Origin of the sequence: Sphingomonas sp. 3-13AW (assembly GCF_049311085.1) — a bacterium.
Classification (GTDB): Bacteria; Pseudomonadota; Alphaproteobacteria; order Sphingomonadales; family Sphingomonadaceae; genus Sphingomonas.
Genome location: NZ_JASNVZ010000027.1, coordinates 14,697 through 28,423 on the forward strand (window position 1 = coordinate 14,697; position 13,727 = coordinate 28,423).

16 protein-coding genes are annotated in these 13,727 nt (G+C 69.4%); 10 read left to right on the forward strand and 6 right to left on the reverse strand.

Features of this window, described 5'->3' with window-relative positions; translation table 11 throughout:
• Positions 1 to 4: 4 nt before the first annotated feature.
• The 4 genes from QP045_RS18700 to QP045_RS18715 all read right to left on the reverse strand — a co-directional run bounded on the left by QP045_RS18700 (position 5) and on the right by QP045_RS18715 (position 2,694).
• Positions 5 to 973, reverse strand: a complete 969-nt coding sequence (locus QP045_RS18700; RefSeq protein ID WP_422516518.1) for a cation diffusion facilitator family transporter — start codon at positions 971 to 973, stop codon at positions 5 to 7.
• 62 nt (positions 974 to 1,035) lie between these two features.
• On the reverse strand, positions 1,036 to 1,545 hold the full coding sequence (coaD, locus tag QP045_RS18705; RefSeq protein WP_422516519.1) for a pantetheine-phosphate adenylyltransferase: 510 nt from the start codon (positions 1,543 to 1,545) through the stop codon (positions 1,036 to 1,038).
• The gene (locus tag QP045_RS18710) at positions 1,542 to 2,447 is read right to left on the reverse strand and encodes a polyprenyl synthetase family protein (RefSeq protein ID WP_422516520.1); all 906 of its coding nucleotides are present in this window, start codon (positions 2,445 to 2,447) and stop codon (positions 1,542 to 1,544) included. Before QP045_RS18710 ends, coaD begins: the two co-directional genes overlap by 4 nt.
• 1 nt (position 2,448) lies before the next feature.
• Positions 2,449 to 2,694 (reverse strand): exodeoxyribonuclease VII small subunit, encoded by a 246-nt coding sequence (locus QP045_RS18715; RefSeq protein WP_422516521.1) that lies wholly within the window; start codon positions 2,692 to 2,694, stop codon positions 2,449 to 2,451.
• A gap of 100 nt (positions 2,695 to 2,794) precedes the next feature.
• Here QP045_RS18715 and QP045_RS18720 point away from each other — a divergent pair, with 100 nt between their 5' ends.
• Positions 2,795 to 4,198 carry an NAD-dependent succinate-semialdehyde dehydrogenase gene (locus QP045_RS18720; RefSeq protein WP_422516522.1) on the forward strand — a complete coding sequence of 468 codons (1,404 nt, stop codon included), beginning with the start codon at positions 2,795 to 2,797 and terminating at the stop codon, positions 4,196 to 4,198.
• A gap of 5 nt (positions 4,199 to 4,203) precedes the next feature.
• Here QP045_RS18720 and QP045_RS18725 read toward each other — a convergent pair whose 3' ends face one another.
• On the reverse strand, positions 4,204 to 4,785 hold the full coding sequence (locus QP045_RS18725; protein WP_422516523.1) for an NUDIX domain-containing protein: 582 nt from the start codon (positions 4,783 to 4,785) through the stop codon (positions 4,204 to 4,206).
• Between the two features lie 163 nt (positions 4,786 to 4,948).
• Between QP045_RS18725 and QP045_RS18730 the strand changes: the two genes are divergently transcribed.
• The 4 genes from QP045_RS18730 to QP045_RS18745 all read left to right on the forward strand — a co-directional run bounded on the left by QP045_RS18730 (position 4,949) and on the right by QP045_RS18745 (position 7,578).
• On the forward strand, positions 4,949 to 5,359 hold the full coding sequence (locus tag QP045_RS18730) for a phasin family protein (protein WP_422516524.1): 411 nt from the start codon (positions 4,949 to 4,951) through the stop codon (positions 5,357 to 5,359).
• A gap of 134 nt (positions 5,360 to 5,493) precedes the next feature.
• Positions 5,494 to 6,273 carry a molybdate ABC transporter substrate-binding protein gene (gene modA / locus QP045_RS18735; protein WP_422516525.1) on the forward strand — a complete coding sequence of 260 codons (780 nt, stop codon included), beginning with the start codon at positions 5,494 to 5,496 and terminating at the stop codon, positions 6,271 to 6,273.
• Positions 6,270 to 6,968, forward strand: a complete 699-nt coding sequence (gene modB / locus QP045_RS18740; protein ID WP_422516526.1) for a molybdate ABC transporter permease subunit — start codon at positions 6,270 to 6,272, stop codon at positions 6,966 to 6,968. Before modA ends, modB begins: the two co-directional genes overlap by 4 nt.
• Positions 6,958 to 7,578 carry an ATP-binding cassette domain-containing protein gene (locus QP045_RS18745; protein ID WP_422516527.1) on the forward strand — a complete coding sequence of 207 codons (621 nt, stop codon included), beginning with the start codon at positions 6,958 to 6,960 and terminating at the stop codon, positions 7,576 to 7,578. The genes modB and QP045_RS18745 overlap by 11 nt, the downstream gene beginning before the upstream one ends.
• An 8-nt stretch (positions 7,579 to 7,586) precedes the next feature.
• Here QP045_RS18745 and QP045_RS18750 read toward each other — a convergent pair whose 3' ends face one another.
• Positions 7,587 to 9,650 carry a TonB-dependent receptor gene (locus QP045_RS18750; RefSeq protein ID WP_422516528.1) on the reverse strand — a complete coding sequence of 688 codons (2,064 nt, stop codon included), beginning with the start codon at positions 9,648 to 9,650 and terminating at the stop codon, positions 7,587 to 7,589.
• Between the two features lie 150 nt (positions 9,651 to 9,800).
• Between QP045_RS18750 and QP045_RS18755 the strand changes: the two genes are divergently transcribed.
• From QP045_RS18755 to QP045_RS18775, 5 genes are all read left to right on the forward strand, one after another.
• Positions 9,801 to 10,802, forward strand: a complete 1,002-nt coding sequence (locus tag QP045_RS18755) for a cysteine synthase A (RefSeq protein WP_422516529.1) — start codon at positions 9,801 to 9,803, stop codon at positions 10,800 to 10,802.
• A gap of 48 nt (positions 10,803 to 10,850) precedes the next feature.
• Complete coding sequence (locus tag QP045_RS18760; protein ID WP_422516530.1) at positions 10,851 to 11,168, forward strand: hypothetical protein; 318 nt, start codon at positions 10,851 to 10,853, stop codon at positions 11,166 to 11,168.
• A 389-nt stretch (positions 11,169 to 11,557) separates the two neighbouring features.
• On the forward strand, positions 11,558 to 12,040 hold the full coding sequence (locus QP045_RS18765; RefSeq protein WP_422516531.1) for a division/cell wall cluster transcriptional repressor MraZ: 483 nt from the start codon (positions 11,558 to 11,560) through the stop codon (positions 12,038 to 12,040).
• Positions 12,037 to 12,984, forward strand: coding sequence for a 16S rRNA (cytosine(1402)-N(4))-methyltransferase RsmH (rsmH, locus tag QP045_RS18770; protein WP_422516532.1), 948 nt, complete (start codon positions 12,037 to 12,039; stop codon positions 12,982 to 12,984). The genes QP045_RS18765 and rsmH overlap by 4 nt, the downstream gene beginning before the upstream one ends.
• A complete protein-coding gene (locus QP045_RS18775) occupies positions 12,984 to 13,724 on the forward strand; it encodes a hypothetical protein (protein ID WP_422516533.1) in 741 nt (246 codons plus the stop codon). Before rsmH ends, QP045_RS18775 begins: the two co-directional genes overlap by 1 nt.
• The last annotated feature ends 3 nt before the right edge of the window (positions 13,725 to 13,727 follow it).

Here is a 13,727-nt window from a genome sequence, read left to right on the forward strand (position 1 = left end):
CGGTTCACACCAGCCGTTCGCCCATGCCGCAGTCCGCATCCTCGGACAGCTCGATCTGCAGCGTCGCATGGCCGATCCCGAAATCATGCGACAGCCGGTGCTGGGTACTCGCCAGGAAGGCGTCGCCGGGATGGCCGCCTGGCATCACCAGATGGGCGGTAAGCGCCGTCTCGGTCGTGCTCATCGGCCAGATGTGCAGGTCGTGCAGCCGGGCGACGCCCGCCAGCCCCTCCAGCATCGTCGCGACCTTGTCAGGATCAATTCCGGGCGGCACCGCCTGCAGCGCGAGGACGGTGGATTCCTTGAGCAGGCCCCAGGTGCTCCACAGGATCACCGCCACCACCAACAGGCTCACCGCCGGGTCGATCCAGGCCGCGCCGCTCCACAGATATAGCGCGCCGGCAATGACCACGCCCGCGGATACCGCAGCGTCCGCGGCCATGTGGAGGAACGCGCCGCGGATGTTCACATCGCCCTTGCGGCCGCGCGCGAACAGCATTGCCGTGCCCAGGTTCACCGCGATGCCGATCGCGGCGACGACCATCATCGGCCCCGCCTCGATGGGCTGCGGATCGGAAAGCCGGCGGAACGCCTCCAGCGCGATCGCTCCCACCGCCACCAGCAGCACCAGGGCATTCGCCAGCGCCGCCAGGATGGACGACCCGCGCAGGCCATAGGTGAAGCGCTTGGACGTCGGCCGCTTGGCGAGCTCCGCGCCGCCCCAGGCGATCAGCAAGCCCAGCACATCCGACAGATTGTGTCCCGCGTCCGCCAACAGCGCGACCGAGTTGGTGAGAAGGCCGGCGGCGCCTTCGAAGGCGACGAAGGCAAGGTTGAGCACGGTGCCGATCGCAAAGGCGCGGCCGAAGTCCGCCGGCGCATGGGAATGACCATGACCGCCATGGCTGTGGCCACCATGGCTGTGCCCGCCATGGCCGTGCGCATGACCGCGATTCGCGTGATCGTGTCCCATCCGCCCCTGCGTAGCGGGGGCAGGGAAGGTGATGCTAGCCCATTGCCCTGACGATCACGTCGTCAGGCGCTGCCCTTGCGTCCGATCTGGTTCACACGGGCCGCGACCTCATCGCGCACCGCGGGGGGCACGAACTTGCTGATGTCTCCGCCGTACAGTGCGATTTCCTTCACCAGCCGGCTCGCGATCGGCTGCAGGGAGACGTCGGCCATCAGGAACACCGTCTCGACCCGCGGATTGATCTGCTGGTTCATGCCGGCCATCTGATATTCGTATTCGAAGTCGGCGACGGCGCGCAGGCCCCGTACGATCACGCTGGCATGTTCGCGCTCGGCAAAGTCCATCAGCAGCGAGTCAAAGCTCACTACCCGGATGTCGCCAGTCACGTCCGCGACTTCCCGCTCGACCATCGCCAGCCGCTCGGGCAGGCTGAACATCGGCGACTTGGACGGGTTCGTCGTCACGCCGATCACCAGTCGGTCGACGAGCTTTGCGCCCCGCCGGATGATGTCCATGTGGCCGCGGGTGATGGGATCGAACGTGCCGGGATAGACACCGATGCGCTGGCTCAACGGTCGCGCTCCAGCACATAGCGGGCGATGTCGCGCAGCAGGTCCGCCTCGGGCCCGAAGCTGCGAAGATGCGCCACCGCCTGGTCGATCAGGATCCGCGCCTGTTCGCGCGCGCGCTCCATGCCCAGCAGCGAGACGAACGTCTCCTTGCCCGCGGCTCCGTCCTTGCGCAGCGCCTTGCCGACGGCGTCCTCGTCGCCTTCGACGTCGAGCATGTCGTCGGCGATCTGGAAGGCCAGCCCCAGGTCATGGGCATAGCCGCGCAGTCCCGTGCGTCCCTCGACCGGGAGCCGGCCCAGGATGGCGCCAGCCTCGACCGAACAGGCAATCAGCGCGCCCGTCTTGAGCGCCTGCAGCCGGGTGACGGTGGCGAGGTCAAAGCGGGTGCCCTCTGCCTCAAGGTCCATCGCCTGGCCACCGGCCATTCCCGACGGACCCGCGGAGCGCGCCAGGTCGGCGATCAGCTCGACGCGAACCCGCGGGTCCGGATGGGTCGCCTCGTCGGCCAGCAGTTCGAACGCCAGTGCGTGCAGCGAATCGCCCGCCAGGATGGCGGTCGCCTCGTCGAACGCCTTGTGCACCGTCGGCTTGCCGCGGCGCAGGTCGTCGTCGTCCATGGCCGGCAGGTCGTCGTGGATCAGGCTATAGACGTGGATGCACTCGATCGCGGTCGCGGCCCGCGCCAGGCAGGTCCGGTCGACCGCGAACAACTGGCCGGTCGCGAATACCAGCAGCGGCCGCAGCCGCTTGCCGCCGCCGATTGCCGCGTGGCGCATCGCCTCGAACAAGGGTGCGCGCGCGTCCTGGGGTACGGGCAGCAGCAGGTCGAACTGGCGGTCGATCTCCGCGCCGACATCACGCAGCGCGCCATCCAGGGAGGACGATGTTTCGACAGTCGGCATATCAGCTCGCGGCAAAGGGTGCGGTACCGGTGGGGCGGCCGTCGGCGCCCAGGCGGATCGCCTCGATCCGCTCCTGCGCTGCATCGAGCCGCTGGGCGCAAAGCTGGCGCAGCTTGTCGCCGCGCTCATAGAGCTGGATCGCCTTGTCGAGCTCTTCTTCGCCGGTCTCCAGCCGACCGACGATCTGCTCCAGCTCCTTTAGCGCTTGCTCGAAGCTGAGCTCTGCGACGTCCTGTTCTTCTGTCATGCGCGAGCTATGCGGCAGGTGCGGCAAACGCGCAACCGCCGGACCGATCCCACATCTGCCGCGTTGACGCGGCAACGCCGAACCTTTCGAGAAAGCTCCCATGTTCACCAGCATCAACCCCGCCACGGGCGAGACGGTCGCCACCTATCCCGAGCACACCGATGCGGAGGTGGAAAAGAAGGTAGCTGCCGCGCACGTCGCGTTCCGTCAGTGGCGGACGACGGACCTTGCCACGCGCACCGCGCTCCTGTCGGCAATTGCCGATCAGTTCGAGGCGAACAAGCAGCGGCTGGCCGAGATCGCCACGCGCGAAATGGGCAAGACGCTCAAGTCTGCCGTTGGTGAGGTCGAGAAATGCGTCAGCGGCTTTCGCTATTATGCCGAACATGGGCCCAAGTTCCTGGAGCCGGTGGAGGTCCCGCTCGCCAAGGGGAGCGGCACCGCGCGCTGGCTGCCCAGCGGCGTCGTGCTTGCGATCATGCCGTGGAACTTCCCCTATTGGCAGGTCGTCCGCTTCCTCGCGCCGTGCATCCTCGCGGGCAATGTCGGCCTGCTCAAGCACGCCTCGCTGACGCAGGGCTGCGCGCAGGCGATCGAGGAGATGGTGACGAACGCGGGCGCGCCGGAGGGCTTGTTCGCCAACCTGGGCATCCCGTCGCGCCGGGTCGCGCCGCTGATCGAGGACGACCGCATCGTCGCTGTCACCCTCACCGGAAGCGAAGGGGCCGGCATCAAGGTTGCAGAGGCGGCTGGCCGTGCGCTGAAAAAGGTGGTGCTGGAACTCGGCGGGTCCGATCCGTTCATCGTCATGCCTTCTGCCGACATCGATGCTGCGGCCAAGGCGGCGGTGACCGGGCGCATCCAGAACGCCGGCCAGTCCTGCATCTGTGCAAAGCGGATGATCGTCCATGCCGACGTCTATGACGCGTTTCTCGACAAGTTCGCCCAGGGCATGCGCGACGCCAAGGTCGATGACCCCATGGAAGAGGGCACGACGATGGGTCCGCTCTCCAGCGTTGAGCAGCGCGACACCGTGCTCGAACAGGTCGCGACCGCGCAGCAGAAAGGCGCTCGACTGCTGATTGGCGCGGAGAAGATCGACCGCCCCGGCGCCTGGATGACGCCCGGCGTGCTGGTCGACGTGCCGCTCGATGACCCCATCGCAAAAGAGGAATTGTTCGGCCCGGTCGCCATGGTGTTCCGCGCCGCCGACATCGATGATGCGATCCGCATCGCCAACGACGTGCCCTTCGGTCTGGGCTCCAGCGTCTGGACCAACGACCGCGCCGAGCAGGAGCGGTTCGTGCGCGATATCGAGGCGGGGATGACGGCGATCAACCAGGTGCTGGCGTCGGTGCCCGAGGCGCCGTTCGGCGGCGTCAAACGCTCCGGCCACGGTCGCGAGCTCGGCCCCTGGGGGCTGCACGAGTTCATGAACCTGAAAGCCGTGCTCGACGCGCCCCAGGCCGCGACCGGAGACGCCGGCAGCGCCGCGAGCGAGTAACGGCCTCAGCCGCCCTGTGCGGGCGCCGGCTCGAACAACTCGGGCCGGCGCAGGCGCAGCGCCTGCAGGAGCAGCAGCGCCTTTGCGTCCGCGAACTCGCCGGCGTGGAGCCCATCCCAGAGCGCGTCGAGCGGCTCCTCACGCACCGTCAGCCGCTCATTCTCTGCCTCCAGTCCGCCGCCTTCGCCGATGCGATCCGCGGGCGTGTACTCGGCGAGGAACAGGTGGACTCGCTCGGTTGAGGAACTCGGGCTCATCCATACCGCCCCCACATGCTCCAGTGCGCGGAGCCGCAGGCCGACTTCTTCCTCCGCCTCGCGCAGCGCCGTCTGGGCGAAGTCCTCGTCCTCGACGACGCCGGCGACGAACTCCATCATCTGGGGCGCCTCGCAATGGAGCACCGCCGCCCGCGTCTGGCGCACGGTCATGGCGACCCGCCGCCCGGCGTCATAGGCAAGCACCGCGGATCCCGAGGGATGCGCCAGCAGCGCGCGCTCCTCTTCCTGTCCGTTGAGGTGCATGCGCAGCACCAGCAGGTCCATCCACCCGCGCCGCAGCGTTCGTGTCTCGAGAATCCTGTCCTTCATGCGTCGGAATTAGCCGTCGCAAGCCCGGCGCGCTACGACGATCCCGCCCGCCCTGCCGGGTGTCGCCCGGTACCAGGGGAACCTTGCCCGGCTTCGCGCGTCGCATGAAGGCGCGGAAGATCCGCTATCAAAACGCGGTCACGGCAGTGAGCAGGAGAGAGACATGGCGGAAGACAATCGCGAGAACAGTGCGCCGGAGTCGGGCGCGGCGGGCAACACCGGCGCTTCCGGCGGCCGCTCGACCGGCGGGTTCGGGGCCACCCCGGATGCGGCAGGCATGGCCGAAGGCCTGCGTGCTGCAGGCGAGCGCATGCGCGCTGCGGGCGGCCAGGTCGCCGAGCAGGGCAGCGAACTCGGCCTCAAGATGCTCGACCAGGCGGAAACCAACACGCGCGAGGCGTTTCGCATGATGCGCGCGGCAGCGCAGGCCAATGACATGACGGAGGTCATGCGCCTCCAGAGCGAGTATCTGCGCGACCAGAGCAACCGCGCCGTGTCCCAGGCGCGCGAGATCGGCGAACTCATCGCCAGCTTTGGCCGGTCTGCCATCGGCCAGATGACCAACAAGTCCTGACCCCAGGCGCTGCGCGGGCCCGTTCCGCGCAGCCAGTCATGCTGCACCCGGCCTTAGGTTTCCCGCGCAGCCGAACGACAGGTGCAACCGCCTCCGTCTGCGGCTAGACCGGCGCGATGGGACGGGAGGCGGCAATGGTAAGGCGACAGGTGCTGGCCGCGTTGGCGGCGCTTGGCCTGGCTGCCGTGGCGCCGCCCTTTTCCGCCGCGGCCCAATCCCGGCCGCCGATCGTGCTTGCGGCTGCGAGCCTGCAGGAATCGATGAACGCGGCAGCCGACGCCTGGGCAGCGCGCGGCCATCCGCGCCCGCTGCTGTCGTTCGCCGCCAGTTCGGCACTGGCACGCCAGGCATCGTCCGGCGCGCCCGCCGACTTGTTCATCTCTGCCGATCGCAACTGGATGGATGCGCTCCAGAAGGCGGGCCTCGTCGTGCCCGGAACCCGCACGGACCTGCTCGGCAACCGGCTCGTGCTGATCGCACCAAAGGCGAGCAGCGTTCGGCTGGCGTTGCAGCCGGGGGTCGACCTGCGCCGCGCGCTCGGCCCGCGCGGGCGGCTGGCCATGGCCAATCCCGATGCCGTGCCCGCGGGCAGGTATGGCAAGGCGGCGCTGGAACGGCTTGGCGCCTGGAACCGGGTCGCGCCGCTGGTGGTTCGCGGGGAGAGCGTGCGCGCGGCGCTGGCGCTGGTCGAGCGCGGGGTTGCGCCGCTCGGCATCGTCTATGCGACCGACGCGCGCGCGTCGGCGCGGGTGCGGATCGCCGGCGTGTTTCCCGCCGGCAGCTACCCGCCGATCGTCTACCCGGCCGCACGGCTGAAGAACGGCACCAGCCCGGGCGCCGAAGGCTTCCGCCGCTTCCTGAACAGTCGTGAGGGCAAGGCGATCTTTGCGCGCTTCGGTTTCCTGACCCTGTGACGGCGGCGCTCTCTCCAGAGGAATGGACGGTCATCTGGCTGTCGTTGCGGGTCGGCGGCGTTGCGGTCGCGGCGGCCCTTCCGATCGCTTTTGCGCTGGCCTGGCTGCTTGCACGCGGACGGTTTCCGGGCCGGGTGCTGCTGGACGCGATCGTCCATCTCCCGCTCGTGCTCCCGCCGGTGGTCACGGGCTGGCTGCTGCTGCTTGCCTTCGCCCCGGCGGGGCCGGTCGGCAGCCTGATCGAGCGATGGACCGGCGGGACGGTGCTGTTCCGATGGACCGGTGCGGCGATTGCGGCAGCGGTGATGGCGCTGCCGCTGATGGTGCGGGCGATGCGGCTTTCGATCGAGGCGGTCGACGGGCGGCTGGAGTCCGCGGCCCGCACCCTTGGCGCAGGCCGCCTGCGCGTGTTCGCGACGATCACGCTGCCGCTGAGCCTGCCAGGTGTGCTCGCTGGCGCCGTGCTCGGCTTTGCCCGCGCGCTCGGTGAGTTCGGTGCGACCATCTCCTTTGTCTCGAACGTTCCCGGCGAGACGCAAACCCTGCCGCTCGCCATCTATGACGCGCTGCAGGTGCCGGGGCGCGAGTCCGTCGTGCTGCGGCTCGCCCTCATCTCGATCGCGCTCGCGGTGGCCGCGCTGGTCGTGTCGGAAGTGCTGACCCGCCGATCGGGCCGGAGGCTGCATGTCCTTTGACCTCGACGTGGCGCTGCGTCGTGGCGACCGCAGCTTCGCATGCCGGATCGCGCCCGCGGCGGGCATCACCGTGCTATTCGGGCCGTCCGGCGCGGGCAAGACGACGGTGCTGAACATGGTGGCCGGCCTGGTGCGGCCGGATCGCGGCCACATCCGGGTGCGGGACCTGACCTTGTTCGACGCCGCCGCCGGGGTCGACCTGCCGATCGCGGCGCGCCAGGCCGGCTATGTCTTTCAGGAGCCCCGGCTGTTTCCCCACCTGCGGGTGCGCACCAACCTGCGCTACGGCAGCCGTCGTGCGGCCAGGGAGGGTGCCCTCATCGATTTCGACGAGACGGTGGCGCTGCTCGAACTGGCGCCGCTGCTCGATCGCTGGCCGCGCACGCTTTCGGGCGGGGAGGCGCGGCGGGTCGCGATCGGACGTGCGCTCCTGTCGGGCGCGCGCTTCCTGCTGCTGGACGAACCCCTGTCGTCGCTGGACCGCAACCGGCGGGAAGAAGTCATGCGCACCATCGAACGGCTCCGCGACGAAATCGCGCTGCCGATGCTGATGGTCACCCACGACCCCGGTGAGGTCGAGCGCCTCGCCGCCACCGTGGTCGCGATGTAGCGCTCGCGCTAGCCGCGATAGCGCAGCCCGACCCACAGCGTGCGGGGGGAGGCGCGCTCGACCACATCGGCGCCGCTGATGCCGGCCTCGACCCGCTCGTTGAGCAGGTTTTCGCCGCGCAGCTCGACGGAGAAGCCCGACCGGAGCGGGGCCGCCAGGAAGGCGTCGACCGTCGTTGCCGGCGCGAGCGCGTCGACATTGGCATCGTCCTCGAACTGGCGCGCGGCATGGCGCAGCGTCAGCGCCGCGCCCCAATCGCCCTGCCGCCAGTCCAGCGTCGCGGAAACGAGATCCCGCGGCGTCTGCGCGGGGCGCAACCCGTTAAGAGCGGCCGCGCTGCCCGATGCCTCGATCCGCGGGTCGGTGTGCGACCACGACACCCGCGCACCCACCGGCCCCGGGCGATAGCTGGCGTCCAGCTCGAACCCCTTGGATTCGATCGCGTCCAGGTTGCGCCGCACGCGATAGACACCTGCCGCGGAGACGAAGCCGACGCCGGGGAAGTTCCCCGGCCCGCGCCCTTCCGTCACATTGGCGATGGCATCCTCCAGCCGGTTCCAGAAGAAGGTGCCCGACAGCTGCATCCCCGGCAGCGGCGTGAACGTGATGCCGCCTTCGGTACCCGTCAGCCGCTCCGGCGCCAGGTTCGGGTTGGCGCCCGTCGCATCCGCCCCCACCCGGAACGGGCGATAGAGCTCGTTGAGCGTCGGCAATCGCCAGCCGCGATAGGCGGCCGCGCGAACCGCGATCGCATCGCTTGCCTGCCACGCGACGCCGGCGCGGCCGGTCGCCTCGCTGCCATCACGATCGGCGAAGCGCGTGTCGGTGAGCGCCGGGCCGCCGGCAAGGGCGCGCTCGTCCAGGAACCCGTTCTCGATCCGCCACCAGTCGACTCGGCCGCCCAATGACAGGGTCAGGTCGCCCAGCCGCGTCGATCCGTCGGCGAACAGGCCCAGCGTCTGCGTCTGCCCCCCGGTCTCGCGGCGGCGGGTCGGGCTGGCGGCGACAAAGCTATACAGTTCCTGCGTCCGCCCCTCGAGCGCGCGCACGTCTCCGCCCAGGCGCAGCGAAAGGTTTGACCCGACCGGCGGCGCGACTTCGAACCGCGCGCCGACGCCGGTGGCAGGCACATTATACTGGTCGAGCGATTGGGTGGCGGTGCTCCGGGTCGCATCGACGCTGGCGAAGCTGCTGGCAAAGGCGCGGGTCTGGACATAGCCGAGCGCAGACCAGCCCCAGCGGCCGCGCCCTACCAGTCGAACGCTGGCATCGGCACCCTCGCTGCTGTTGTCGGTGAAGGCGGTGCCGCGTTCGCGTTTGTCGGTAAAGGCGCTGACGTTGACCTGAAGCTCGGTCTCCGGCGCGATGGCGATGCCGGCGCGGATCGCGCCCGATCCCTGTTCATAGGGGGCGGGGCGATCGGCCGGGCCACGATCCTCGGCCACGGTGGGGATGAAGCCATCGCCGCGCGCATAGGCGCCGGAAACGGTCGCAAAGCCGCTGCCGCGCACCAGCGTTGCGGAGCCGTTGGCCTCCACTGAATCGCGGCTTCCATAGGCGATGCTGCCGGTGAACGGCGACAGCTGGTCCGGCGTCGCGCTTTCCAGCTCCACCGTCCCGGCAAGTGCGCCCGAACCCCAGAAGCCGCTGCCGCCGCCGCGGGTCACGCGGATCCTGCCGAGGCGATCGGTGGCATAGGCGGGGAAGGGAACCCAGCCGCCGAACGGGTCCGACTGGGGAACGCCGTCCAGGATCAGCAGCGCACGGCTGGATGCATTGCCGCCGATCCCGCGCAACGACAGGCCCTGCGAGGTCGGGTTTGCCGACCGGGAGTCCGATCGACGGAACTGCTGCAGGCCGGCAGCATCGGCAAGCAGCGTCTCCAGCCGGTGGCTGGCCTCCGACACGATCCGTGCGCGGTCGATCTCCACCACCGCCACCGTCGCCTCGGCCGGGGTCTCCAGCCCGCGGCCCGTCACCACGATTTCATTTGCCGGCGGTGCGGCATCCTGCGCCCATGCCGCGGCAGGTGCGCACGCGACCAGCGCGGCAATGGAGTGCGACAGCTTCATGCGCGATATTCCCCTCGAGTCCGAACCGAGCCCCTATTGCCTTCCCGGGCCCACGCGAACCGGAAAACCGCAAAATCCAGTGAGTGCCCGTTGGGCAGGGGCTAGCATCGCTTGCTTGTGCCGGCCGCCCGCGGGTCCCATGTAGCCTCGATGCATACCGCTCCCAATTCGCTCGCGCTGATCGGCCACACCCCGCTTGTTCTCCTCAAAGGTCCGAGCGACGCCGCCGGCGCCGAAATCTATGGCAAGTGCGAGTTCGCCAACCCCGGCGCCTCGGTAAAGGATCGCGCGGCACTCTCGATCATCGAGGATGCGGAGGCACGCGGCCAGATCGCGCCCGGCGGCACCATTGTCGAGGGGACGGCGGGCAACACCGGCATCGGCCTCGCCCTGGTCGCCAATGCCAAGGGCTATCGCACCATCATCGTGATGCCCGAGACGCAGAGCCGGGAGAAGATGGACACGCTGCGCGCTCTCGGTGCCGAGCTGGTGCTGGTGCCGGCCGCACCCTATTCGAACCCCGGCCACTTCGTGCACACCTCGCGCCGCATCGCCGAGGAAACGCCGAACGCGATCTGGGCGAACCAGTTCGACAACATTGCCAATCGCCGCGCGCACATCATCGGCACTGCGCCGGAGATCTGGGAACAGATGGGCGGCCGCATCGATGGCTTTACCTGTGCGGCAGGAACCGGCGGCACGATCGCCGGGGTCGGCCTCGGGCTCAAGGAGCTCGACCCGAACGTCACGATCGCGCTCAGCGACCCGCACGGCGCGGCGCTCTACGAATATTATGCGCATGGCGAGCTGAAGTCCGAGGGGACCTCGGTCGCGGAGGGGATCGGGCAGGGGCGGATCACCGCCAATCTGGAAGGTGCGCCGATCGACACCCAGTTCCGCATTTCCGATGCAGAGGGCTATGAATGGGTCCGCCGCCTGCTCGACGAGGAAGGGCTGTGCGTCGGCCTGTCGTCCGGCATCAATGTCGCCGGTGCGGTGCGGCTGGCGCGGGAGCTCGGCGCGGGAAGCCGGGTGGCAACCATCCTGTGCGATACGGGATTCCGCTATCTTTCAACGCTCTACAATCCGGAATGGCTCGCCGAAAAAGGCTTCGCGCAGCCCCGCGAATCCGCACCGGCGGTCGCCGCCTGAGCCCAAAGGTCGACATCGGCCGGCAAATCGACTATCTCTTCTTCAAGCATGCCAAGTGCCAACGAACAGCTAAGCGCGATGCAGCGCGTGCGGGTCGGCATGACGGGTCTAGCCGTCGTGCTCATCCTCATTCTCATGGCGAGTGCGCTGGTGAGTTCCGCTCGCAACGATGCACCCGTCGTCGCCGTGGGCGTCCCCAACGTCGAGACCGTCGCCAACATGACCGGTAACGGCGATGGCGTCAGCACGGCCGAGGCCGGGCGGGAGCCGCTCGCCGAGCTCGGGATCGCGCCCGCCGCAACCAACAGCATCGCCCCGCCAGCCAAGCTCGCGCCGATGGAGCCGCCCGCTTCGCTCACGCAGTGAGCGGTTCCGACCGACCCCGCTGATCCGCTTCGTACACCGCCAGCCCCGACGCTGCCGGCGGTGATCGCACGCATGCTGCGCGCTCCCCGGGGGAGTGCGTCGGCGGCCATCCCATTTCCTCCACCATTTTTTGAACATCTCGGGCGCGGGAAGCGGCCTGCTTTGCCGTGCCCGGTGGCGCGCCATCCCAGATGGGGTGGGAGAAAGTGGCGGTAAATCCCACTCTCGCCCAGGTTAGCCCATTGTGGGCCATTGGCGAATTTGATACGTCCTTGTTCAACGAAGGGGGCAGCACCTCCGCCGCGAAGCCGAAGCGCATGTCATGGCCAGCGCCAGCATCGTACGGTCACAGTGGGGAAGGCGACGCTGCGCGACCGAATTGGGGCAGCGTGTCAGACCGAGAACTCTATCTGAGCTACGGGCTGCAAGCAGTTGACGCCAAAGGGCGAGTCGCTGTTCCCGCAAAGCTGCGTGCCGCACTTGAACGCAATGCCGAGGCACGCGACCTGCTGATCGCGCGCGATTCCACCCACGGCTGCCTGGTCGGGTTCGACGTCAACTGGCCCCGGATCCTGCACGCCCGCCTCGACCCCCGCGAACTGGCGATCGAGGACAGCGGCGAGGCGGTCGACTACAACGTCGCCGGCAACGCGTTCGGCAACCTTGAGTCCGCGCCGTTCGACAGCGCCGGCCGGTTCGTGCTGCCGACCTTCTTCCGCCGTCGCGCGAAGATCGAGAAGTGGGCGTTCTTCCACGGCCGCGGCAACACCTTCAACATCTGGAACCCGGAAGCGCTGCTCGCCAACGAGGGCATCGCCGAGGAGACGCGCGAGCTCGTCGAGTTCTGCATGGAAGAGAAGGGGCTGCGATGAGCGACGCTCCCCACATTCCGGTGCTGATCGACGAAGTGCTCGACGGTCTCGCGATCGAGCCCGGCGAAGTGCATGTCGACGCGACCTTCGGTGCGGGCGGCTATACCCGCGCCATGCTCGGTCGCGGCGCCCGGGTGATCGCGTTCGATCGCGATCCCGATGCGGTCGCGAACGCCGCGCCGCTGCTGGCCGAGGCGGGGGATCGCCTGACCCTGGTCGAGGCGCCCTTCTCTTCGATGGCGGAGGCATTGGAGCAGCTGGGTGTCGTGCCGGTCGATGGCGTGACGATGGACATCGGCGTGTCCTCGATGCAGCTCGACCAGCCCGAGCGCGGCTTTTCGTTCCAGGCCGATGGTCCGCTCGACATGCGGATGAGCCAGTCGGGCCAGACCGCAGCGGAGTTCGTCAACACCGCGGACGAGGCGGAGATCGCCGACGTCCTCTACCATTATGGCGAGGAGCCGCGCTCGCGCCGGGTCGCCCGCGCGATCGTGGAAGCGCGGCCGATCACGCGCACGGCGGAGCTCGCGGCGCTGGTGCGGCGTGCGCTCGGCCACAAGCCGCACGAGAAGAAGGATCCGGCGACCCGCACCTTCCAGGCGCTGCGTATCCACCTGAACGCGGAGCTGGACGAGCTCGAGCGCGGCCTGGAAGCCGCCGAGCGCGTGCTGAAGCCGGGCGGGCGCCTGGCGGTGGTGACCTTTCACAGCCTGGAGGATCGCATCGTGAAGCGCTTCCTTCGGGAACGCAGCGGCAGCACGCCGGCAGGCTCGCGGCACATGCCCGCCCAGGCCGCCGGCCGCGCCCCCAGCTTCGAAACCCCCGCCAAGCCGGTCCGCGCCGGCGAAGCGGAGCTCGCGCGCAACCCGCGCGCACGATCGGCAACATTGCGGACCGCCCGGCGCACCGGCGCCGCGGCATGGACAGAGGCAGGAGTGAAGTGATGGCGGCGTTCGGGTTCAAGACACTCGGCTGGTGCCTCTGCGTCGCGGTCGTGGCGCCCGCCTTCTACCTCGTCACCTCGCAGGTCGCGGCCGAGCGCAGCCGGCTGGAGTCTGTCGAGCGCGCGATCGTCAAGGCGCGCAGTGATATCCGCACGCTGGAGACCGAGTTCGACACCCGCGCGAACCTTGCGCAGCTCGAGCGCTGGAACGGCGACGTGCTGTCGCTGGCAGCACCGCGCGCCGAACAGTTCGTCGGCGGCGAGGCGATGCTGGCCCAGCTTCCCGGCCGTACCCCGGGCGACGACGTCCAGTTCGCCTCTTATGTGGTGCCGAGCGCGCCGGTGGTGCTGACCGCGGCGACGATGGCCCAGTCGCAGGCGGAGGCTGATGCCGCCAAGGCGATCGCTGCCGAGGCGGCGACCGCGCGCGCGCCTGTCGCGACCGCGAGCGTCGCGCCGACCCAGCGCAAGGCCGCTGCCGCGCCGGTTGCCGTCGCCAAGGCCGATCCCGCGCCGCGCAAGCCCGTCGCGGCTCCGGTCGCCGTCGCCAGTGCCGCCCCGGCACCGCGTAAGCCCGCGGCTGCGCCCGTTCGGACGGCGGCGGTCGTGACGGCTGCCCCGGTGCGCCCGGTCGAGCGCAAGGCGCAGGCCGTGGCGATGCTCGACCAGACGCTGCTGAGTGACCGCACCCTGCGCGACCTCGCCCGCGGCGCCCGTGCGGAGGCAGTGAAGAACCGGTGATCG

What these genes read in the sequence shown, in the direction of transcription:
- QP045_RS18700 (WP_422516518.1), bottom strand. Translation starts at nt 973, where the DNA reads ATGGGACACGATCACGCGAATCGCGGTCATGCGCACGGCCATGGCGGG.
- QP045_RS18710 (WP_422516520.1), bottom strand. Translation starts at nt 2,447, where the DNA reads ATGCCGACTGTCGAAACATCGTCCTCCCTGGATGGCGCGCTGCGTGAT.
- QP045_RS18715 (WP_422516521.1), bottom strand. Translation starts at nt 2,694, where the DNA reads ATGACAGAAGAACAGGACGTCGCAGAGCTCAGCTTCGAGCAAGCGCTA.
- QP045_RS18720 (WP_422516522.1), top strand. Translation starts at nt 2,795, where the DNA reads ATGTTCACCAGCATCAACCCCGCCACGGGCGAGACGGTCGCCACCTAT.
- QP045_RS18725 (WP_422516523.1), bottom strand. Translation starts at nt 4,785, where the DNA reads ATGAAGGACAGGATTCTCGAGACACGAACGCTGCGGCGCGGGTGGATG.
- QP045_RS18730 (WP_422516524.1), top strand. Translation starts at nt 4,949, where the DNA reads ATGGCGGAAGACAATCGCGAGAACAGTGCGCCGGAGTCGGGCGCGGCG.
- modA (WP_422516525.1), top strand. Translation starts at nt 5,494, where the DNA reads ATGGTAAGGCGACAGGTGCTGGCCGCGTTGGCGGCGCTTGGCCTGGCT.
- QP045_RS18745 (WP_422516527.1), top strand. Translation starts at nt 6,958, where the DNA reads ATGTCCTTTGACCTCGACGTGGCGCTGCGTCGTGGCGACCGCAGCTTC.
- QP045_RS18750 (WP_422516528.1), bottom strand. Translation starts at nt 9,650, where the DNA reads ATGAAGCTGTCGCACTCCATTGCCGCGCTGGTCGCGTGCGCACCTGCC.
- QP045_RS18755 (WP_422516529.1), top strand. Translation starts at nt 9,801, where the DNA reads ATGCATACCGCTCCCAATTCGCTCGCGCTGATCGGCCACACCCCGCTT.
- QP045_RS18760 (WP_422516530.1), top strand. Translation starts at nt 10,851, where the DNA reads ATGCCAAGTGCCAACGAACAGCTAAGCGCGATGCAGCGCGTGCGGGTC.
- rsmH (WP_422516532.1), top strand. Translation starts at nt 12,037, where the DNA reads ATGAGCGACGCTCCCCACATTCCGGTGCTGATCGACGAAGTGCTCGAC.
- QP045_RS18775 (WP_422516533.1), top strand. Translation starts at nt 12,984, where the DNA reads ATGGCGGCGTTCGGGTTCAAGACACTCGGCTGGTGCCTCTGCGTCGCG.